This window comes from Chitinophagaceae bacterium C216, assembly GCA_028485475.2.
Taxonomy (GTDB): Bacteria; Bacteroidota; Bacteroidia; order Chitinophagales; family Chitinophagaceae; genus Niabella; species Niabella composti.
In genome coordinates, this window is the sequence record CP144143.1 from 260,373 (window position 1) to 281,525 (window position 21,153).

18 protein-coding genes and 1 riboswitch are annotated in these 21,153 nt (G+C 40.2%); of the genes, 11 read left to right on the forward strand and 7 right to left on the reverse strand.

The features are described from left to right. Window positions 1-51: 51 nt before the first annotated feature. Window positions 52-248, reverse strand: a riboswitch (cobalamin riboswitch). Between the two features lie 111 nt (window positions 249-359). From PIECOFPK_RS01060 to PIECOFPK_RS01075, 4 genes are read right to left on the reverse strand one after another with little or no spacing between them, the layout of a single operon-like run. Beyond that, a complete protein-coding gene (locus tag PIECOFPK_RS01060) occupies window positions 360-1,694 on the reverse strand; it encodes an MBL fold metallo-hydrolase (RefSeq protein WP_409966309.1) in 1,335 nt (444 codons plus the stop codon). 27 nt (window positions 1,695-1,721) lie between these two features. Further along, window positions 1,722-2,204, reverse strand: coding sequence for a DUF6691 family protein (locus tag PIECOFPK_RS01065; protein WP_409966310.1), 483 nt, complete (start codon window positions 2,202-2,204; stop codon window positions 1,722-1,724). A gap of 9 nt (window positions 2,205-2,213) precedes the next feature. Further along, window positions 2,214-2,777: a YeeE/YedE family protein gene (locus tag PIECOFPK_RS01070; protein WP_409966311.1), complete on the reverse strand. Its 564-nt coding sequence runs from the start codon at window positions 2,775-2,777 to the stop codon at window positions 2,214-2,216. 17 nt (window positions 2,778-2,794) lie between these two features. After that, window positions 2,795-3,577, reverse strand: a complete 783-nt coding sequence (locus PIECOFPK_RS01075; RefSeq protein WP_330975104.1) for a sulfite exporter TauE/SafE family protein — start codon at window positions 3,575-3,577, stop codon at window positions 2,795-2,797. 337 nt (window positions 3,578-3,914) lie between these two features. On the opposite strand from PIECOFPK_RS01075, the gene PIECOFPK_RS01080 reads away from it, so the two are divergent. The 7 genes from PIECOFPK_RS01080 (at window position 3,915) to PIECOFPK_RS01110 (ending at window position 11,689) form a co-directional block, all read left to right on the forward strand. Then, window positions 3,915-5,249 (forward strand): APC family permease, encoded by a 1,335-nt coding sequence (locus PIECOFPK_RS01080; RefSeq protein WP_330975105.1) that lies wholly within the window; start codon window positions 3,915-3,917, stop codon window positions 5,247-5,249. Between the two features lies 1 nt (window position 5,250). Beyond that, window positions 5,251-6,411: a trans-sulfuration enzyme family protein gene (locus tag PIECOFPK_RS01085; protein ID WP_330975106.1), complete on the forward strand. Its 1,161-nt coding sequence runs from the start codon at window positions 5,251-5,253 to the stop codon at window positions 6,409-6,411. Between the two features lie 112 nt (window positions 6,412-6,523). Continuing rightward, window positions 6,524-7,735 (forward strand): formylglycine-generating enzyme family protein, encoded by a 1,212-nt coding sequence (locus PIECOFPK_RS01090; RefSeq protein ID WP_409966312.1) that lies wholly within the window; start codon window positions 6,524-6,526, stop codon window positions 7,733-7,735. 28 nt (window positions 7,736-7,763) lie between these two features. Then, window positions 7,764-8,387: a GldL-related protein gene (locus PIECOFPK_RS01095; protein WP_330975108.1), complete on the forward strand. Its 624-nt coding sequence runs from the start codon at window positions 7,764-7,766 to the stop codon at window positions 8,385-8,387. Window positions 8,388-8,456: 69 nt separating this feature from the next. Continuing rightward, window positions 8,457-9,965, forward strand: coding sequence for a gliding motility protein GldM (gene gldM, locus PIECOFPK_RS01100; protein WP_409966313.1), 1,509 nt, complete (start codon window positions 8,457-8,459; stop codon window positions 9,963-9,965). Between the two features lie 13 nt (window positions 9,966-9,978). Then, a complete protein-coding gene (gene gldN / locus PIECOFPK_RS01105) occupies window positions 9,979-11,022 on the forward strand; it encodes a gliding motility protein GldN (protein WP_330975110.1) in 1,044 nt (347 codons plus the stop codon). Window positions 11,023-11,044: 22 nt separating this feature from the next. Further along, window positions 11,045-11,689, forward strand: a complete 645-nt coding sequence (locus PIECOFPK_RS01110) for a DUF6089 family protein (protein ID WP_409966314.1) — start codon at window positions 11,045-11,047, stop codon at window positions 11,687-11,689. A 43-nt stretch (window positions 11,690-11,732) separates the two neighbouring features. On the opposite strand, the gene PIECOFPK_RS01115 is transcribed toward PIECOFPK_RS01110, so the two are convergent. Further along, window positions 11,733-13,259 (reverse strand): lipopolysaccharide biosynthesis protein, encoded by a 1,527-nt coding sequence (locus PIECOFPK_RS01115; RefSeq protein WP_409966315.1) that lies wholly within the window; start codon window positions 13,257-13,259, stop codon window positions 11,733-11,735. Between the two features lie 78 nt (window positions 13,260-13,337). Beyond that, window positions 13,338-14,999 carry a M1 family metallopeptidase gene (locus PIECOFPK_RS01120; protein WP_409966316.1) on the reverse strand — a complete coding sequence of 554 codons (1,662 nt, stop codon included), beginning with the start codon at window positions 14,997-14,999 and terminating at the stop codon, window positions 13,338-13,340. A 114-nt stretch (window positions 15,000-15,113) separates the two neighbouring features. Here PIECOFPK_RS01120 and PIECOFPK_RS01125 point away from each other — a divergent pair, with 114 nt between their 5' ends. Further along, the gene (locus PIECOFPK_RS01125; protein WP_409966317.1) at window positions 15,114-16,745 is read left to right on the forward strand and encodes an ABC transporter substrate-binding protein; all 1,632 of its coding nucleotides are present in this window, start codon (window positions 15,114-15,116) and stop codon (window positions 16,743-16,745) included. A gap of 31 nt (window positions 16,746-16,776) precedes the next feature. Beyond that, window positions 16,777-17,052 (forward strand): CBU_0592 family membrane protein, encoded by a 276-nt coding sequence (locus PIECOFPK_RS01130; protein WP_409966318.1) that lies wholly within the window; start codon window positions 16,777-16,779, stop codon window positions 17,050-17,052. A gap of 2 nt (window positions 17,053-17,054) precedes the next feature. Here PIECOFPK_RS01130 and PIECOFPK_RS01135 read toward each other — a convergent pair whose 3' ends face one another. Beyond that, a complete protein-coding gene (locus tag PIECOFPK_RS01135; RefSeq protein ID WP_330975116.1) occupies window positions 17,055-17,651 on the reverse strand; it encodes a TetR/AcrR family transcriptional regulator in 597 nt (198 codons plus the stop codon). A 284-nt stretch (window positions 17,652-17,935) separates the two neighbouring features. Between PIECOFPK_RS01135 and PIECOFPK_RS01140 the strand changes: the two genes are divergently transcribed. Together PIECOFPK_RS01140 and PIECOFPK_RS01145 are read left to right on the forward strand one after the other, a co-directional pair. Then, the gene (locus tag PIECOFPK_RS01140; protein ID WP_409966319.1) at window positions 17,936-19,636 is read left to right on the forward strand and encodes a carboxypeptidase-like regulatory domain-containing protein; all 1,701 of its coding nucleotides are present in this window, start codon (window positions 17,936-17,938) and stop codon (window positions 19,634-19,636) included. Beyond that, window positions 19,633-21,138, forward strand: coding sequence for a hypothetical protein (locus PIECOFPK_RS01145; protein ID WP_409966320.1), 1,506 nt, complete (start codon window positions 19,633-19,635; stop codon window positions 21,136-21,138). The genes PIECOFPK_RS01140 and PIECOFPK_RS01145 overlap by 4 nt, the downstream gene beginning before the upstream one ends. The last annotated feature ends 15 nt before the right edge of the window (window positions 21,139-21,153 follow it).

A 21,153-nucleotide genomic window follows, 5' to 3' on the forward strand; every position in this document is an offset into this window, starting at 1 on the left:
TATAAACGCAAAAGAGCGGTTACATCTCATGCTTTTCACCCGAAAGCCTGATTCGTAATAGTGATTTCTGGCAGGTCTTCTGGCTTGGGCCGCTTCAACACCTTCCCATCCCTACCGGACAGTGGTTCTTTGTTGAAACTTCTTTCCAATCTGAAAGAGCCCTTACAGCTACGGGGATAGCGCCGGACTTTCACCGGACTTCCCTTTTAACTCCGCATACAACGGAGACCAAAAACCGCAGCAAAAGTAAGAAAATGCTAAATACACCAGCTTAATTTCATTACAAAAAATATAAGAGGCATATCCTTAAATAATAATGCACCCACATCTATGGGTGCATTATCCTTCACTAAGCCGTATTAAAAAGTTTTTACTGCATCGCCCAAATCATATACAACTGCATCAGCCGGTAATTTTGCTCGTAGCAAGGAGCTTGCTGCCGCACTTCTATACCCTCCAGCACAGTGCACTACTATTGGTTTACCGGAAGGGATCTTATCAATATTATTTCTTAGTTGTCCTAAAGGAATTGCGATGCTATTTTCGAAGATTCGGCGCTTCTTCACTTCGGTGTCGTTACGCACATCTACAATGGTGTAATCGTCGGGGTGCTTTCTAAATTCTTCCACATCCAGTAATGGTTGTGCCAATGAGCCGGTATTAACAATAAAAGCATGTTGTATACTGGTTTCGTAACCAATAGCTGCAGCGCGTTCTATGGCCGTATCCACACTGCTTTTATCGGCAGCTGCTATATAAAAGGGTTCTCCTGGTTTTACGATGCTACCCAACCAAGTTTCGAACTTATCCCCTTTCATTAGATTCACCGAATGGGGTAGATGACCTTTTTTATATGCATCCTGAGGACGCGTATCGATGATTAATATTTCTTCTTCCAAATTTGGTACCATAGTACTAAAGGGTACTTTTTCCACACTTTCTTTAAACGGTGCTGCACCTTTGCGATTTAACTCTACATCAAAGGGGAAATAAGCCGGTATAAAAGGCTGATCCTCTAGAAGCTGCTGCATGAATTCTTGCTCGGACATGGGTTGTAAGCTCCAGTTGGTCTGCTTTTCGATACCGATAGTGCTTTTGGGAGCATCGCTCAAGTTTTTACCGCAAAGCGTTCCCGCCCCGTGCGCCGGATATACGATAACGTCATCGTTCAGCAAAGCCAGCTTTTCATGTAGCGAATGGTACATCATGCGCGCCAGCTCATTTCTGCTGAGTTGTATACTCCCCGCTCCTTCCCTTAAATCGGGCCGACCACAATCGCCTATAAACAATGTATCCCCGGTGAAAACCGCCTTCTGTATGCCTTCATGTTCCAGCAGAATACATATACTATCCGGAGAGTGTCCCGGAGTATTCAGTGCTATCAGACGCATCTTACCCAACTCGATAATCTGTCCTTCATCGAAAGACTGATGAGGATAAAAAGCGCCTACTTTTTCGCTTACATAAATTGTAGCTCCGGTAGTATTAGCAATCTCTACATGACTGCTCACAAAGTCTGCATGAGGATGCGTTTCAATAACACCGACGATTCTAGCATCATGCTTTTTTGCGTAATCATAATAGGGTTGAGGGTTACGGGACGGATCAATCAAAATAATCTCTTTCTGACACTCACTCAATATAGCATAACTATAATGGGCCAGACTTACATCTTCAAATTGCTCTATCTGCATATATATATGTTTTCATTATTTACATAATTAATGAGGAAGTTTATCCCTCAGGTACCCATATACCCAGGTACCGGCAATAGCACTTAACAGTACCACAAGCACTACCCCTACCCCAGTACCAATTTGTACAAATATGGGACCCGGGCAAGCTCCAGTCATAGCCCATCCTAGTCCAAACATCACCCCTCCGTATATCTGTCCTTTATTAAACTTTTTGGGGGCAAATGTGATGGGGGCACCATCAATGGTTTTTATATTGAACTTTTTAATCAACCACACCGAAATCATTCCCACTACTACAGCCGATCCTATAACGCCGTACATATGGAAACTTTGCAAGCGAAACATTTCCTGATAGCGAAACCAGGAAATAATTTCGGCTTTGACAAATACGACGCCGAACAAAACACCTACAATAAAGTATTTAATATTGCGCCACCATGGTTCCTGTACCATCACATCATTATCAAGGCGCACTTCAAAGTCGGTATCTTTTATTGCTTCTTTCATAATGGATCGTTAGAGGTTGAGAATAAAGGGTAATATCAGATTTGCCATAACAAATCCGCCAATCATAAAGCAAATAGTCGCTACCAGCGAAGGCCATTGCAGGTTGCTCAATCCCATAATCGCATGGCCGCTGGTACAGCCACCTGCATAACGGGTACCAAATCCTACCAGAAACCCTCCTACAACCAACATCAGCAATCCTCTTACTGTTAAGAAGCCTTGCCAGCTAAATATTTCTGAAGGCAACTGATGCTGATGATCAGTAATGCCATATTGATTCAGCTCTGACAATAAAGCCGGAGCCACCTCGACAGGATTGGGGTCCGGAAGCCAGGTTGCAGCAATAAAACCACCTAATATCAGTCCGGCTACAAAAAACAGATTCCACATTTCTTTTTTCCAGTTGTATTTGAAAAAGGAAATGTTTGCCGGAAAACATGCGGCGCATATATGACGCAGATTGGCGGAAATACCAAAATGCTTATTACCTAAGAGTAATAAAGCCGGCACGGTAAGCCCTATCAGCGGACCGGCCACCCACCAAGGCCAAGGTTGTTTGATCCATTCGATCATATATGATTATTTTAAAATCATGTGGTAATGAGTGATATCTCATGAACAATAATGTAAATCCCCATCAGCAATACAAACCACCCGAACCCCTTTTTCAATACACTACCATCCATTCTTTTTCCCAATGCGATCCCGATTAAAATGCCAGCGATTGACACACCGGTAATTTTTAATAACAACTTCCAGTCCATGTTATGATGCGTCACATCGTCGGCAAAGCCGATAAGACTATTGATGGTAATAATCAACAAGGAGGTTCCCACGGCTCTTTTCACCGGAAGACGCAATAATAATACTAATGCCGGAATCAATAAAAATCCCCCTCCAGCACCCAGAAGCCCAGTGACCAGTCCTACTCCTACTCCATAACCGAGTATTTTCAATACACTAGTATTATGCTGAGATGTTTGTTCATGCTCATGCGTCCTTATCATCGAAAAAGAGGAGACTATCATTAAGAGAGCAAAAAGCATCATAGTAATGAATGAAACCGGTATCGAAAGCCCACTTATACTTATCTCCTGCGGTAAATTAGGTATAATATAATGACGAATACAAAATACCGTCATGACCGATGCTAAACCGAATATTAGTACCATCCTCATATCCAACTTGTTAGTTGCCCAGTGCGTTATAGAACCTACAAAGCTGGTTACGCCAACTATAAACAAGGAATAAGAGGTGGCCAACACAGGGGGTATATCAAACAAATAGACCAATATGGGAACCGTTAATATAGAGCCCCCTCCGCCAATGAGCCCCAAAGAAAGGCCTATAAACAACGCTAGTAGGTATCCCATAATACAAATTTGCGTGTACGTTCTTATAAATAAAATGATATTAATCAGTTGTTTACCTAATTCAGGGCACTTATTTACATAACTAAGTCCATGCTATAGCATCGCTCTTGAAACCTTTGTATAAAAGCAGCCGAACAAAGATTTCCGAGTACCGGAACTTATCACAGTGTTCGGATTAATACTTTCGATGCTCTATAAACTTTACTGCAAAGATTAGCTTTTTATCATAATCCGCCCGATAAACTTATTTTTGACCCCCTAAGTACATAAAATGCGGTTTTTGATAGTTTTCCTGCATTCTAGAAACGGAAATTATTAATTACATATCTTCAATACGATGAAAAAGCAACTTGGCCTATTTGACCTTACTATGATAAGTGTCAGTTTTGTAATAGGCATGGGGATATTTAGAGCACCCATCAATGTGGCGCGTGCTACACCCGATGTTATCACCTATTTTTTATGTTGGCTGGCTGGAGGCCTAGTGGCTTTTTGCGGAGCGTTGACTTATGCCGAAATAGGATCGCGCACCCCAGCAACTGGCGGATACTATAAAGTATTTTCTTACGCTTACCATCCTTCCATTGCCTTTGCCATCAATTGTATCATACTTGTAAGTAATGCCGCTTCATTAGGAATGGTAGCACTGGTAGGTGCAGAATATATCGCAGGCATCCTATTTCCCAGCGCACCCAATATCAAAACCATAGAGATCATTACAGCAATAGTGGCCATTATTATATTCTATGGTGTCAACATGCTGGGACTGAGGATGAGTTCCCGTACACAAAATGTATTAATGCTTATCAAAATCGGCTTAGTTGCCTTACTAGTATTATCAATATTTTTTGCGGATCCCGCTCCTAGAATACAACCTGAAGGCGTAATATCGCCCACAATGAAAGAATATATTAAAGCTTTTGGAATTGGACTAGTGGCGGTGAGTTTTACGTATGGAGGCTATCAGCAGACCATTAATTTTGGAGAAGAAATCAAAAACCCCTCTAAAACTGTTCCTCGCAGCATCTTCTGGGGAATGCTTATCATCGTATCCTTATATCTGCTGGTGAATTACGCGTACGTATACGTGATAGGGTTTGAGCAATTGAAGGAAAGCAAAAATATAGCAGCCATTATGGCTTCAAAGGTTTTAGGTTCCAAAGCCGAAACCGTACTCTCTGTACTTCTATTTCTCGGAGTGCTGGCTTATATCAACGGCTCCTTATTAAGTAATCCGCGCGTGATGTATGCCATGAGTCAGGACAAGGTGCTTCCCTCATTTTTTTCATCCACTAATAAAAATGGGGTATTCAGCACTTCGCTTACAGTTTTTTCATTAATAGCTGTATTGGTGGTATTTTGGGCTGAAGAGTTTGATAAAATACTCAGCTTCTCCATTTTTTTAGACTGCTTCGGCATGGCTTTATCTGCCGGCAGTATTTTTTATTTCAGGAGAAAAACAAAACATCTTGACGGGACCGGCATCTATAAGATGAAACTTTATCCGTTAATACCCATTATATTCATTGCGGCCTATGCTTTTGTAGGAACAAGCATTGCGCTGGACTACAAAAAAAATGACCATGCAGCGCTGATAGGATTAAGTGTGTTGGCATTGTTCATGCTACTATACTTTATTTTTTATAAAAACACCAAAAAGAAAGTATTATAAAATGGATATTTCCAATATCATTAATGAGCTGGGAGAGGACAGGGAGCTTTATTTTAATGCAGTGGCTCCTCCCATTTGGCAGGCCAGCAACTTTGCATTTAAAACAGTAGAAGATTTTAGTAAAATTGCTGAGGATGAGCGCCAAGCCTATGTTTACAGCAGGGGTATTAATCCCACAACCGATATATTACGCAAAAAATTAGCTGCCCTAGATCATGCAGAGGATTGCTTGTTGTTTAGCAGTGGCGCTGCTGCTATTTTCGCCGGGGTATTTGCAAATGTAAAAGCCGGAGACCACATCGTATCTGTAAAAAATCCGTACAGTTCGGCCAAAAAAATGTTCGATGCTATTTTGCCAAGATTTGGTGTTACGGTTTCATATATAGACGGAAAAACTATTGAGGAGTGGGAAAATGCACGGCAGAACAATACAGTCTTATTCTATTTGGAATCTCCCAACAGCTGGACTTATGAATTACAGCCACTGGCACAAATAGCGCAACTCGCTAAAAAACATAATATCGTCACCTTCATCGATAATACGTATTGCACTCCCATTTATCAGAATGTAATAGATATAGGTATTGATATTGCCATGCAGACAGCAACCAAGTACATCGGGGGGCATAGTGATACATTAGGAGGTGTACTATGCGGAAGTAACGCCATGATGAAAAAGATTTTCGATACCGAGTTGATGACAATCGGTAGCAGTCTCCAGCCTTTTAACGGATGGCTTTTATTAAGAGGTCTTCGCACACTGCCTTTGCGTCTGGAACGCATCCATCAAACCACGCAGCGGATAATAAGCTTTTTGGACCAGCATCCTGCTATAGAAAAAATTATATTTCCTTTTCATCCTTCGTTTGAACAGTATGAGCTCGCCAAAAAGCAGATGAAAGCTGCACTAGGGTTGGTTACGATAATTCTGAAAAAATATGACAGAAGCTCAATCATCCATTTCTGTGAAAGTTTACGACACTTTCTGATGGCCGTAAGCTGGGGTGGTCATGAAAGTCTTGTGATACCCCGTTGCACTTTTATACCGGAACAAGACTACAACCCGGATAATGAATATCACCGCCACATACGATTATACTGCGGACTGGAAGAACCGGAATATTTGATTCAAGACTTGGAACAAGCACTAAAAACAATATAAGCTAACAAAGATATAGCAAACAAAAATCATCTGCTGGTGCATTTTGGCGGCTTTGGTATATCATTTGCTGAAAAGCTATTACACACTTTGAGTATAAAACACCATAAAAGATATGAGGTTCATTTCATGCTTTGTTATTACTTTTTTACTTATCAGCAATAGTGTTTATGCGCAAAAAAGCTTGCGATTAAAAAAACTAGTAGCTAAAAAATCGGCAATTTCATCTACTATTCCCTTATCGGTGGTAGAAATTCCTACCGGAACCTTTATCATGGGAGATGAAAACGACACCTCGTCGGTAACAAAAAAAGAACGTGTCAAACCAGTGTTAATAAGCGGCTTTTATATTTCGCAAACCGAAATTACAAACGCTCAATATAGAGAATTCGTGCACTGGGTACGCGACTCTATTGCAGCAAGAATTTTAGGAGGCGAATACATAAAAATCAATGGCAGTGATACAGCTGTAAACTGGAAATTGGCTTCTAAAATTAATTATAATAATCCTCAAATCATTGAAAGACTAGGAGACTTCTTCATCGATCCCTCCAGATCTGTTGACAATAAAAGAAGCATCGATCCCAAGAGGCTGGTATACCTGATGCACGGCTTCAATTATCTTGAAGCAGCTAAGAAAGAAAATCGCGACAGAAACCCCACAGAATTTATTTACAAATATGAAATCCCCATTTATCCGGATACACTTTGTTGGTTACGCGACTTCGGTTACTCCAACAATGAACACATGGCCGTTAATTATTTCAGCAGCCCCAAATATCAAAACTTTCCGGTTGTAGGTGTAAGCTGGAATCAGGCAAATGCTTTCTGCGACTGGATTACCAAACAAAAAATCTACCCTTATCAAATTAAAAATAAACTATCACAAGGAGGCCGCTGTCGACTCCCAACCGAAGCAGAATGGTTATATGCAGCCAGCCTTGATGAAAGAACGGCCCAAGCAAACGCAAAGGCTGCGAAAAAGAAAAAAGATACATCTGAAGAACAACCCGCCAGAATATTTCCCGTAAACGTATATGAAGGTCAAAAAGGCAATATAGGGTTGTACAATATGACCGATAACGTTTCGGAATGGGTGCTGACCTCTTATTACGAAGGAGGCGAAAACTTTCAAAATCGTTTTAACCCGGATATTCAAATAGGTACACCGACAACACAATCTCGATTCCAAAGAAGAAAAGTGATTAGAGGCGGCAGCTGGAAGGATACCCCATCCATGCAAACTACCTCCAATCGTTCTTACGATGATATGGATGCAACACACTCTTATCTAGGATTTAGAGTTGTATTAAATATGCCACAATAAAAATCAACTACTATAAAACTTTTTTACAATGAATGAAGGAAGAAGCACAAACATTCAACGTTATTTGAACGTTTTCTTTTCACTAGGGGCAGTACCTGTACTTTTAGGTGCATTGTTTAAGCTTACCAACACTGCACCTATCGGCAATCCCGATACGTGGTTGAAATTCGGTATGTATACCGAAGCATTGGTTTTTCTGGTATATGCATATATGTATGCCTTTAAGCCTCAAGCATTAGATGACGCACCCCAACAGGAAACCATCGCACAAAAACAAACACCGACAAAAACTGGCAGTTCTCTTGCCGCACTGGATGAAATGTTGCAGGCAGCCGATATTACTCCCGAATCACTCCAAAAGCTAAGCGAAGGCTTTAAAACACTTGAAGCCAATATTATCAAAATAGCTAACGCTACTAATACTGTTGTAGAAACAGACGAATATGCCAAGCAGGTAAAAGAGGCTACTTTAGCAATCAACCGTGTTAATACCTATTACAACAAGCTTGCTGAAACATCGCATGCACTTATCAGCAGTGCTGAAGATGCTAAAGTCACACAAAAAGAAATGGCTGAACTGGCTAAAAATCTGCAAAAGCTAAATCAAATGTATAGCAGTATGATTGCAGCCATGCAAATAAAAGGATCCTAATACGATGATAAAAGATACACAACAAAAGTAACATCGCGTAGTCGTTAACCTTAAATTATTCATTATCCTATGGCTTTACCTAAGGAGCCCCGACAAAAGATGATCAATGTGATGTATTTAGTGCTTACGGCATTATTAGCACTAAATGTATCCAGCGAAGTTCTGAACGCTTTCAGAACCATGGATAAAAGCTTCTCCAATGCCAGTGCTGTCATTGATAATAAAACCAACACCATTTTCTCATCCTTCGAGTCAAAACTGAAAGATCCCAAAACGAGCGAGCTGGCCTCAATTTGGAAACCCAAAGCAGATAAAGCTAAGCAACTTTCTGATGAGCTGGTTGCTTATATAGAAGATTTAAAAACCAAAATAAAAAACGAAGCCGGCTCCTCTGGCGACCATTTCAATGAAAAAAACACCAATGCGCCAACGAAAATTATGGTGGATGAACCAAACGGAAAAGAGTTACTCAAACGATTAACAGAATACAAAAACAATATATTGAGTATCGATCCAAAAATAGAAGCACAGTTTAAAAACAGTTTTCCGCTGGACCTGAGTATGCCTCCGGTACAAAACAAAAGCAATAATACTTGGGAGGCTGCATACTTTAGACGAACACCTGCACTTGCGGCCATCACTATTCTTTCCAAATTCCAAAGCGATATCAAAAACGCCGAGGCACAAGTCGTAGAATATTGTCATAATCAAATTGGTGAAGTACAGGTAGTATATGACGAGTTTCAGGCTTTGGCCACAGCCAACTCTCAAGTATTATATCCCGGAAGTGAATTTACCATTACTGCCGGAGTGGGAGCATTTAGTAAAAATGCAAAACCCTCAGTAACGATTGATGGCGTACAAGTACCTTTAAACGAAAATGGCCTTGCCGAATATAAAACTGTTGCGGGGAACCCGGGATCTTACACTAAAAAAGTAAACGTTTCGTTTGTCAAACCCGATGGTACTACTGCAACACTCACTAAAGATATTCAGTACGTTGTAGCAGCACCCACTGGCCTTACAGTAAGTGCCGATGCGGTTAAAGTATTGTATGTAGGTCTAGATAACCCTATTTCCATCGGTGGAGGTAGTGGCACCAATGCTAGCAATTTAAAAGTTTCAATCAGCCAAGGTACAATCACCGGTAGCAATGGCAGATACATTGCGCGTGTTACAACCCCGGGCACCGCAACAATTACTGTAAACGATGGAAAGAAAACCACAAGCTTCGACTTTCGTGTAAAAACGGTACCCACTCCTACGGCCATGGTAGGAAATAGTCGTGGAGGACGCATGCGTGTAAACGATTTTAAAGCACAGTCTGGCGTGCGAGCAGAGCTGGAAAACTTTGTCTTCGAAGGCGTAAAGTTTACCGTTACCAGTTACACAATCACTTTTGCAGGAGCCGGTTATCCTGAATTCATGTACAAAGCTGTATCCGGCAACAGTTTTGCTCCGGCACGTAGTCTTATTGAAAGAGCACAGCCCGGAAGTACGATTACTATTGATGAAATAAGAGCTGTAGGTCCGGGAGGGCCACGAACATTAGCTCCTATTGCGTTTAACCTGTATTAAAAAGTAAAGTACCATGAAACAACTTGTATTTTTTACTTTGTGTTGTGCATTCCTTTTAGATGTGGATAGTGTGCATGCTCAAAATGCACCGCGAAGTGCTTACGATACAACACCTTCACAGAGATCTAACAGAAGAAACAATAATCAGTCAACACAATCCAATAGCCAATATGCTACACCTTCAGGAGAAAGTGGTGACTATACGTCGCAACCTGAAGTCAATTTACCTATCGAAGTTGTCGAAGACGAAGGCGAAGGCGGTTTGTATGGTACTTATAAACCTTCCTTAAGAAAAGACAATATTTTGGAAGATGACGATATTGACAGTACAGCACAGCCTTTAGCTTATACGCCGCTCTATGCAGCTGATGCAGCTTTTCGCATAAGGGCATGGCGCACTATAGATGCACGTACCCCTCAAAACGCCAAATACTTCTATAATAAAACAATTGAAGGCGATAATGATAAACGATTTATCAACATTCTTCTTAAAGCCATTAAAGAAGACGGCGTACAGGCCTTCAGCAATATTGACGATCGATTTACAACTCCCATCACCTTTGAAGAAGCCCTAGCTGCATTCGGTGGAGGAACAGATACATCTGCCAAATATGACCTAGATGGTAATATCGTAGGGTATCAGGTAAGAAACCGAATGATATCGCCTGACTCTGTATACAAATTCAGAATAAAAGAAGAGTGGCTTTTTAACAAGCGTGATGGCAAAACCTATGTGCGCATCCTAGGTATTGCACCTGTCATTAGTTATACCACTTCTGATGGATATACACTAGAAAATAGCGAACATGCTGCATTCTGGGTATATTACCCCGATTTAAGAAAGACTTTAGTAAGGAATCGCATTACCAATCCACTAAACCTAGGCGGTTCTGTAACATGGGAAGAAGTATTTGAAAACCGTCTTTTTGAAAGCAGGATTATCAAATCCTCGCTTGATGCGGAGAATGGTTTTAACAATACACCCCTCACACCCGAACAGGCCGCTATTATAGAAGAACAATTGAACAATTTAAGTGCAAGAAGTTGGGCAAAATAGTTCGAATAAAATAATTATAACTATGAAAAAACTTATTCTAGCGTTTATGCTTATTACAGCATCTTCTATTGCTTTCGCTCAGACATATATAGCACAGAAAAACAGTTTGGGATTGGGTTTTGGAGCTCTATCCTATTCAGGAAGATTTGCTGTAGATGCCTCTCTAGCCAGTCACTCATCCCTTTACGCTTCTCTTAATTATCGTAGAAAAGTCTGGGATAAACTATATGTTCGCGGAGAATTGTTTGGAGGTCGCATGAGAGCCGATAATACAAATGTGCTCTCCCAAGAAGAAAAACCCTCCGGTTATTTCCAAACCGAAATGATTGAAGTATCGGCAAAAGCAGAATATGATTTCATCGATTTAAGCATCAATAACATCACCCCGTTTGTAAATGTGGGTGCCGGCGTTTATACATTATTCAATTATACTTCCAGCTTAGGCCCCAAAGACAGCAAAGACAGAACGGGCTTTGTAATGCCCGCCGGTTTAGGAGTTAAATATAAAATAAACGATCGTTTTAAGATTTTGGCTGAAGGCAATCTAAGATTCTTCTCTAAGAATCTCGACAACCGTACCGGTCCCGGCATTAACAATCCCAATAAATACTATAGCTTTGGATTCGGTGTTATATACGAATTATCATCTTCCAACCAATTATGGTGAAGACATGATAGCATCATTGGATAAAAAGGGTAGCAATTACTTGCTATCCTTTTTTATTTTTGCCTAAAATTGAACGCATGCGTTGATGGAGCGATTGCAAAACGGGCTGAACATCCGGTGAAAGATTGAGTATATATATACCTCCGCAAAATAGCACCAGCGCAAAAAGGCTTCTCGAAAATAAACCCGTAAACCCTTGCCAGTCTTTAAATAAAAACCAGGTAACAAGGAATACACCTAAAGCGAGGTTGATAGTATGCACCGATTTAGGGGTAAAAGGAAATAAGCGGTACTTTTTCCAAAGGAATACAATGCGTATCAGATTATACACTGTCATTGAAAGCAAATTCGCTAGTGCCGGCCCCAGTATATCCAATTTCTTTGTAAGAAAATAATTCAAGGGCAACATCAGCAGTAGTAGCACTACTCCGCTAAATAGTTCAAATTTCCAGTAATTAGAAGTGCCTATAATCTGAGCATTTACGCCCGATCCCATATCCACCAAGCGCATTAATCCCAGAATTATAAAAGCATGAAAACCCAACAAATATTCGGGTTTCAGCTTGAAAGCTATCACTGCATTCTGATAATTCAACGTAATCAACATAAGCATAAACGAAGCAAAAATTAGCTGGTTGATGGAAGAACGCTGATAGATGGTTTGTATGGTTTGCAGGTTTTTATTTTTCCAAGCTTGAGCCAGATGCGCTACAGAAGCCGCAATAATTCCACGCTGAGGAGCCTGAATCAAGCTGGTTAATATATAGGCCAGGCTGAATATCCCTACTTTTTCCATTCCGTTATCCAGTACTGCTCCTATTACAAAGGAGTCGAATACTTGTGCCAAAGTAAATATCAGTCCGCCACTATAGATAAAAAAACAAAAGCGTGCAATCTTCTTAATAAATCTTCTGGTAACCTTACTGATTCTAAAAACAAAAAAGGCTTTTTTGGTTACCAATATATAGATCAGCAACGTAAGCGCAATTCCCAGATAGGTAAAAGCATACAGTTTAATGAATGTGTCAAAATCGGGTATGACGTTAAAAAAAAAGAGAACAATAATAATAGTAGTGAGCAAACGCCATTCTACTTCTTTAACAAAATTGGTAAGAATGGATTTATGCAAACTCCAGGCATAAGCCTCGAAAACATTATAGAGCGTTAATCCCAACCCCATTGGAAAAACCCAGTAATAGTAAGTAACAAACAAAGGAGAATTGGCACTGTATTTCCGATATACTAATTCTTTAAAACTCCATCCCAAAAATACAATCAGCACAAACCCTACAATACTCACCAAAACCGCCCAGGCCAGCATATCGCTCTCTCGAGGCTTGAGGTTATCATTATAGTAAGGATAGAACTTATAGATAAAGCCCGGCATGGCAAAGGTGGACAGAGATGCAATTAGCGTGGCGATATCAATAAATATCTTTGTTAAACCGTACTCTGCACTTGTAAATAGCCCTTCCTTGGTAAAAAAGTAGGTATTGAGTAATCCAATAGCAAAGCCAAAATAAATGACTAAAGAAGAAATAATGCTTTGCTGCCTGATTTTTACACTCATTAGAAAAACTCCGGTTTACTTATTGGTTGCCAAACATATCAAACATAGGATATTTTGTGAGCACTCGGAATGGCAAAACTAAATTTCTTTCACTGTAATGTAAAAATCAGGAATTACTTCAAAACCCGTATCACCGAGCTCGTCTAATGCTATCTTTTTTAAAGTTTCTTTAGGATAAATCCATTTCCCGTTGATGAGTTTTATCGGCATGTCAAATCCTTTAACCACATTTTCCCACTTGTAGAAAATATATTTTCCCTTCTTGTAGTATTGAAGTTCGGGAATTTGAACAGTTCGAAGATACTGTTCAAATATTTTGCTGAGATCTTTACCACTTTTTCGGCTTATATATTCTTCTACTTGTTTACCGGTAACGGTTTGATGATAGAAGTCTTTGTTCAGTCCTCGTAAGATATCTTTAAATATACTATCATTATCAATAACCTGTCGGATGGTATGTATCATATTGCTCCCTTTATAATACATATCACCACTTCCCTCCTTATTTACACCATAAGGACCGATAATAGGTATATCGTTTTGTATAGCATTGCGGAGACCGATAACATATTCAGAACCTGCTTTTTTACCAAATAAGCATTCGGTAAACATCGTCTCGGTATAATTAGTAAACCCTTCATGCACCCACATGTCGGCGATATCCTTTGAGGTAATATTATTTCCAAACCATTCGTGTCCACTTTCATGAATAATGATAAAATCCCACTTTAAGCCCCACCCGCTATTACTTAAATCTCTTCCCAGATAGCCCATGCGATATCTATTGCCGTAAGCTACAGCACTTTGGTGTTCCATACCTAGGTGCGGCGACTCTACAAGCTTGTAGCTATCTTCATAAAACGGATAAGGTCCCATCCAGTCTTCAAAACAACGAATCATTTCAGGTACCACAGCAAATTGTTGCCGGGCTCTTGATAAATTATAATCCAAAACCCAATAACTCAGGTCCAACTGCCCTTTCAGTCCTTGCACAGCGTCTTTAAAATTTACATATTTGCCTATGTAGGGAACGATATTATAGGTATTGATAGGTGATGTTACCTCCCATTTCCAGGTGGTGGTTCCATTAGCATGAGCCGTGGTACCTATCAGCCGGCCGTTGCCAATAGCCGTAAGCGAATCCGGAACGGTTATCGAGAGGGATGCACCTTTATCCGGCTCGTCGCTTTGATGATCCTTACAAGGATACCAAACACTGGCTCCGAGGCCTTGACATGCCACCGTAACCCAATCGCGGCCTAAAGAGTCTTTGGTCCATACCCATCCTCCATCCCAAGGAGCACGCACTGCCACTTTGGGATGCCCTTTAAAGTAAATACGCAATTTTTGCTCACTTCCGGGTTGGGGTGGGGAGGGATGTTGCAGCCAATATACATTTCCTTCTCTAGTAAATGATAAAGCTTTTTTGGTATCGAGATATTCGACGCGGTCTATCTGCATAGGCTCCTGTAGATCAATCTGCATGAGGTTGTTGCTACTCACGTGCAGTACTTTGTAACTAATATCTACATTACCCTTAATAAACTTTCGGGGTATATCCACACTTACAGCAATATCATAACGGGTCACATTCCACCAGTCGCGCTCTGGCCTTAGCGAGCCTCGAAGCGAATCTTGTCGGCTAAATTGCTTTTTATTGCTTCCTAGTTGCGCATTTGCTGTAAAACAAAACACCATCGCAACAGCGAAAATTATTGCCTTATAAATATCTTTACGCATGTTGTACAATTGATGGTGTAAATTTAAATCTTCGGTTTCAAACAGTATTTTTAAGTTGATAAACGGTCAATTTCGATATTTAAGAAGGGGGTCAGCATGATTTATGTTTTCAAAATGAGACAAATTTTTTCTCAGTGGGCAATAATAATAAGTGCTATAGCCCTATTATATGCATGCCATCAACCTTCCGAAAAAAATAAAAAGAAAATATTCCGTTATAACGAATATGCCGGTATTGCTTCGCTGGATCCGGCATTCGCCAAGAACCAGTCTACCATGTGGCCCGCCCATCAGTTGTTCAACACATTGGTAGAGATAGATGACAGTCTGAATATTAAACCCTCTCTGGCAAAGCATTGGGACATTTCTCCGGATAAAACGACATATACTTTTTACTTGAGAGATGATGTGTGGTTTCATGACGACGCCTGCTTTCCCGATGGAAAAGGACGCAAAATGGTGGCATCGGATGTGGTGTTCAGTTTTCAGCGGATACTAGATCCCAAAACTGCCAGTCCGGGCGCATGGATTTTCAATGGTAAGGTAGATAGTATACAACCCTTCACGGCTATTAACGATACTATTTTTCAGCTTAAGCTCCTACGTCCCTATCAACCTATATTGGGCATACTTTCCATGCAATATTGCTCAGTAGTGGCCCCAGAAGCGGTACAGCAATATGGGGTTGATTTCAGGCAGCATCCCGTAGGTACAGGGCCTTTCAAATTTGTGGTGTGGGAAGAAGGACAGGCTTTGATATTTGCCAAAAACGAAAAATATTTTGAGTTTGACAGTGCCGGTAGGCGATTGCCCTATCTCGACGGCATCAAAATTAGTTTTAAAGATAGCAGGGCTACAGAGTTTTTGTTATTTCGTCAGGGACAATTGGACTTTATCAACGAGCTTGACCCTAGCTTTAAAGACGAAGTACTTACCAAAAAGGGCACTTTACGCAAAAAATGGCAAGATAAAATAGAGCTGCAAACGCACCCCTATTTAAATGTAGAATATTTAGGGTTTCTAATGGACACCACCAATCCGTTAGTTAAAAATGCGCCGACACGATTCAAGAAAGTGCGTCAAGCCATTAATTATGGTTTCGACAGGGAAAAAATGATACTCTACCTGCGCAACTCTTTAGGAACTCCTGCTCAGAGCGGTTTTGTTCCCAAAGGAATGCCGTCATTTAACGACTCCCTCGTAAAGGGATACAACTACAATCCTGTCAAAGCTGCGCAATTACTAAAAGAAGCTGGTTTCCCCGGAGGAAAAGGTCTTCCTCCCATTAAATTGCTCACCATTTCGGGTTATGCTGATTTTGGGAATTTTATTGCAAAACAGTTGGAAGAATTAGGCATACGTGTACAGGTGGAAGTAGTGCAGAAATCGCTGCTGTTCGAAATGACCGCAGGCTCTAAAACCGCGTTCTTCCGTGGGGGTTGGATAGCCGACTACCCCGATGCAGAAAATTATCTATCGGTATTTTATTCTAAAAATCCCGCGCCTCCCAACTATACGCGATACAACAATCCTGAATTTGATAAAGTGTTTGAGCAGGCCATTCAAGAAACCAACGATTCTATTAGATATGCGCTATACAGAAAAGCTGATCAGATAGCCATTAATGATGCGCCGGTTGTTCCTTTATGGTACGATAAAGTCATTCATTTAGTACAAAAGAATGTAAAAGGATTTACCACGAATGCGCTAAATCTTCTGGAGCTAAGACACACTCAAATTGAATAGAGTCATCAAACTTGTATCAAAATCTATCATCATGATTTTTATGCTGTGTGCATTGCTTGCCGGATTTACATCCGCCAGTGTTTTGGGATGGCTGGGTACTGTCTTTTACTTGATAGCCTACTTTCTGCTAAGTATACGAAAACTCAAGGCCAATAGTATATTGTATCATTTTATGAACCTGGCAGGTGCCATAGGTATGATTGTGCATGCCTTCTTTCTGGAGGACCATCCTAATATTGTAGTAAATCTGGTTTGGGGCGGCATAGCTGTAATGGCAATGATAATGATTTTATCAAAAAAAACCTGAGTTTAGGTCAATCCCAACAGCTTGAACGCTTCTCTTTTATAATTACTAAGCTTGGTTGTATATTCTTTTTTATCATCAGCAAGACTTAAATAATAATATGCACCATCTACTAATACAAAAATGAGATCGGCCGTATATGCTGGATTCTTTACTGAAAGCACTTTTTGTTCATTACAACTGATGATAAGCTGCTCCAGTTTTTTACGAAGCTCATCCAAAAGGGATTTATATTTTCCTCTTATTATTTTATTGCGAAATACAAGTGCATAACAACTATAAGAAACACTATCGTCAAATAACGTATTCCATTTATGAGAAAAAATATTCTCAATTACAATCTTCAGGGCTTTTTTAGGATCGTTTTGATAACGTGGTGGAATTTTAAAAATCTGCAAATACTTATGTAGTATATACTCTACAAGTCCATAAATAAGATGCTCCTTTGTCTTGAAATAATGCATCACTAAACTGGGATTTATTTTTATCAGATTGGCAGTTTTGGCAATAGATGCATTTTCAAGCCCTTCCTTTTTAGCCAGTCTGTAAAAAGCTTCAATAATTTCTTTTTGTCTTGGTTCTTTTAAACTCTTTCTTCCCATGCATTTGAGTTTAGTGATAGGAATATTTTAGCAATTCTAAATTACCTATTTTATAATCTCTGCGCTTCAAACGCGCAATCGATTGCACGCTTAAAGTTAATGATAAATTAATTGAATATTCATTCAATTAATTACCTTTAATTGGAAATTTGAAATATTCTTGCCAGATCATATAGTGTGTGACATACGATTAATAATATCGAATGCTATGAGTCAACAACGATAATAAACCATTTACAACACCTCCAGTTAATGAACATATTCAAGAACTTAAAACCACTTTTATGCAAAAAACACTTCTAATTGTATTGCTAGGCATACTTTCGATAATATGCCAGGCCCAAACGACGGTCCATATTAAGGGAACGGTTCGCTCCTCTAGCGACAGTACTTTCCTTCCTGGTATTAGTATTATCGAAAAAGGAACTTCAAATGGCACGAGCTCTAATACCGATGGTAGCTTCAGCTTAGCCATACGCTCCGGAAGTACGATTATCGTCTCCGGAATTGGATACGTTACCCAAGAGCTGAAGGTTAGTAGCCATCAAATAGAAATATACTTACTACCCGCTGCACTAGGGATGGATGAAGTAATTGTAACGACAGCATTGGGCATACAAAAAGATAAAAGAGTATTAGGATTTGCCACACAGGAGGTGAAAGGAGAAGCAATGACCAAAGCACGCGAGCCTCAGGTAATTTCCGGCCTTACAGGACGAGTTGCAGGTCTCACCATTAACAACAAAGCATCCCTTTATGAAACAGCCAGCATTGCACTGCGAGGGAAAACACCTCTCGTTGTAATAGATGGAATTCCTTCTCAAGGAGACTTATGGAACTTAAATGCTGATGATATCGAAAGCATTAACGTACTGAAAAGTAATGCGGCAGCTTTGCTGTACGGCAGTCTTGGTGTAAACGGAGCCTTGCAAATTACTACTAAAAAAGGCAAAAGGGGGTCTGGTGTAGAGACTAGCATTAATCAAGGATTTCAAATGACTGCAGGCTGGCTTAAGCTTCCCGAATATCAGACTCAATATGGTATGGGGTGGAAAGGCTACTACGCATTTATAGATGGGAAAGGCGGTGGTGGATTTTATGATAACTATGGATACGTTTGGGGACCTAAGCTGGATGTACCTGATCCTACAACGGAAAGCGGATGGGTGGAATATCCTCAATATAACAGTCCATACGATCCAAACACGTGGTACGAGTTTACTCAAAATGGATACACAGGACAAAGCCATTATAAACCCATACCCTATATTTCGCGAGGCAAGAAAAATTTGCAGAACTTCATGCGTCCACAGATGCTGTATACCATCAACGCCAATGTTGCAGCACGTGGCGAACTAGGAGGTTACAGAGTATCGTTAAGTCATATGTACCAACGTGGACAGATACCTAATACCAAACTCAATTCCAGCACCTTTGCGGTAGCAGGAGATATCAAAATTTCTCCTAAAATAAAAATTGAGGGAAGCTTATCTTATAACAGACAGTTTTCACCCAATTACCCTGATAATTCTTATAACCCAGAAAACTTTTTCTACAATATACTCTTATGGATGGGAGCCGATGTGGATATACGAGATCTGCGTGATTATTGGAAACCTGCAGGTGGATACGAGCAGGAAGGTCAATTTAAGCCTTACGGGGTAAAGGATATTCAACAGATGAACTACAACTACTCTTGGTATAACAACCCTTGGTACCTAGCTTATGAACGTCTTCGTCAATATAAAAACAATGTAGTTGTTGGAACTGCAAGTTTAAACTATAATATCTCAGACAACTTAAGTCTGATGATAAGAAGTGGCGGCACCTTTAGTAACAGCGGATCAGAGTTAAAAACTCCGTACAGTTTCATCTCTTATTCGGCATTGCCTTATGGAGCATTCTCGATAAGCAGTACCAGTAGACTATTGTTTCAGACAGACGCGTTACTCACTTACAAAAAACATTTGGCGATTTGGATATGACTATTGCAGGCGGCGGTGCTAATCGTTACGAATCCTACTCAACAAACGGCGGAAGTACAACCGGAGGATTACAGGTACCGAAAGTATATAACCTGGCTATGTCGCGTGATCCGGCAACAACTTACAACGATCGTTGGGAGAAAGAAGTCAACAGTGTTTTGGGATATGCCGATTTGGGATATAAAAACTTTCTTAACCTCAACATCAGTGTGAGAAATGATTGGAGTAGCTCATTACGAAAACCCTACAACTCTTACTTCTACCCTTCTGCATCATTGAGCTTTATCTTATCGGATGTAGTAAGGCTACCCGATGCTATTAATTTTGTAAAACTTAGAGGAGCTTATGCGGATGTAAAATCAGATGTATCGCCGTATTATACAGTGCCGACTTATAGCTCAGGTACAAGATGGAATGGTGTACCGTCGTTATCAAGCCCCGGTTCAATATTAGATTCAGCCATTCGTCCTAGTAGAACAATTTCAAGAGAAGTGGGTCTTGAAACCAAATTCCTGAATGATCGTTTAGGATTAGATCTCACATACTATAGCTATCTTGATAAAGACTCACCCAGAGATATCAGCCTATCACAAGCTTCAGGTTATTCTTCTTATCGTGTAAATGGCGATGTATATAACAGACGGGGATGGGAAATAGTATTAAACGCATCGCCTATTCAAAACAAAAATTTCGGATGGGATATTTTGGTAAACTATAGCCGCATCAGAAACTATGTAAAAGAATTGTATGGAGGAGTCGAAAGCAGAGGACTGATAAAAGTAGGCGATAGAATCAATGTGGATCCGGCAAGATGGGGAGGTGAGCTAGCCTATACAGGATGGGTATGGGAAAAATCTCCTGACGGACAGATTGTATATGAAAACGGCTTACCCAAATATTTGAACCAGTTAATCAATTTAGGAGTGCATGAACACGACTTTGATTATGGCATTAATAATGCCTTTCGGTTGAAGCAATTTTCATTTAGCTTTTTACTGGATGGCCGCGTGGGGGGCAACATGTTTAATGGTGTGGAGGCGAAAATGTACGAAGGAGGTTCGCATCCTGCCACAGCCAACTCTTATAGGGAAGATTCCTATGCAGGACAGAAAACTTATGTTGGAAAAGGCGTAGTAGTTACCGGTGGCGATGTGGTATACGATGCTTTTGGAAATATCATAAGCGATAACCGCACCTTTGCTCCCAACGATGTCAAAGTGGATTATATAGACTGGGTATTTGCAACCTATACAAATGGTGTGACTGAGTCGTTATTATACAAACAGACCTATTTAAAACTGAGAGAAGTTATTATCGGGTACAACTTTAAACCCGCTTCGCTTAACAAAACACCATTTAAATCGGTAAGTATATCGCTAGTAGGGCGTAATCTGCTAATGTTTACCAAAGTTCCTTATATGGATCCTGAAGCATATTCCGGTACTACTATGGCTGAACCATCATACAGGAATGTTGGTATCAATATCAATTTAAAATTCTAACCGCCTAAATTTTTT

Excerpts from the sequence above, each read along its gene's own strand:
- PIECOFPK_RS01060 (WP_409966309.1), bottom strand. The coding sequence starts at position 1,694 with ATGCAGATAGAGCAATTTGAAGATGTAAGTCTGGCCCATTATAGTTAT.
- PIECOFPK_RS01065 (WP_409966310.1), bottom strand. The coding sequence starts at position 2,204 with ATGAAAGAAGCAATAAAAGATACCGACTTTGAAGTGCGCCTTGATAAT.
- PIECOFPK_RS01070 (WP_409966311.1), bottom strand. The coding sequence starts at position 2,777 with ATGATCGAATGGATCAAACAACCTTGGCCTTGGTGGGTGGCCGGTCCG.
- PIECOFPK_RS01075 (WP_330975104.1), bottom strand. The coding sequence starts at position 3,577 with ATGGGATACCTACTAGCGTTGTTTATAGGCCTTTCTTTGGGGCTCATT.
- PIECOFPK_RS01080 (WP_330975105.1), top strand. The coding sequence starts at position 3,915 with ATGAAAAAGCAACTTGGCCTATTTGACCTTACTATGATAAGTGTCAGT.
- PIECOFPK_RS01085 (WP_330975106.1), top strand. The coding sequence starts at position 5,251 with ATGGATATTTCCAATATCATTAATGAGCTGGGAGAGGACAGGGAGCTT.
- PIECOFPK_RS01090 (WP_409966312.1), top strand. The coding sequence starts at position 6,524 with ATGAGGTTCATTTCATGCTTTGTTATTACTTTTTTACTTATCAGCAAT.
- PIECOFPK_RS01095 (WP_330975108.1), top strand. The coding sequence starts at position 7,764 with ATGAATGAAGGAAGAAGCACAAACATTCAACGTTATTTGAACGTTTTC.
- gldM (WP_409966313.1), top strand. The coding sequence starts at position 8,457 with ATGGCTTTACCTAAGGAGCCCCGACAAAAGATGATCAATGTGATGTAT.
- gldN (WP_330975110.1), top strand. The coding sequence starts at position 9,979 with ATGAAACAACTTGTATTTTTTACTTTGTGTTGTGCATTCCTTTTAGAT.
- PIECOFPK_RS01110 (WP_409966314.1), top strand. The coding sequence starts at position 11,045 with ATGAAAAAACTTATTCTAGCGTTTATGCTTATTACAGCATCTTCTATT.
- PIECOFPK_RS01115 (WP_409966315.1), bottom strand. The coding sequence starts at position 13,259 with ATGAGTGTAAAAATCAGGCAGCAAAGCATTATTTCTTCTTTAGTCATT.
- PIECOFPK_RS01120 (WP_409966316.1), bottom strand. The coding sequence starts at position 14,999 with ATGCGTAAAGATATTTATAAGGCAATAATTTTCGCTGTTGCGATGGTG.
- PIECOFPK_RS01125 (WP_409966317.1), top strand. The coding sequence starts at position 15,114 with ATGAGACAAATTTTTTCTCAGTGGGCAATAATAATAAGTGCTATAGCC.
- PIECOFPK_RS01130 (WP_409966318.1), top strand. The coding sequence starts at position 16,777 with ATGATTTTTATGCTGTGTGCATTGCTTGCCGGATTTACATCCGCCAGT.
- PIECOFPK_RS01135 (WP_330975116.1), bottom strand. The coding sequence starts at position 17,651 with ATGGGAAGAAAGAGTTTAAAAGAACCAAGACAAAAAGAAATTATTGAA.
- PIECOFPK_RS01140 (WP_409966319.1), top strand. The coding sequence starts at position 17,936 with ATGCAAAAAACACTTCTAATTGTATTGCTAGGCATACTTTCGATAATA.
- PIECOFPK_RS01145 (WP_409966320.1), top strand. The coding sequence starts at position 19,633 with ATGACTATTGCAGGCGGCGGTGCTAATCGTTACGAATCCTACTCAACA.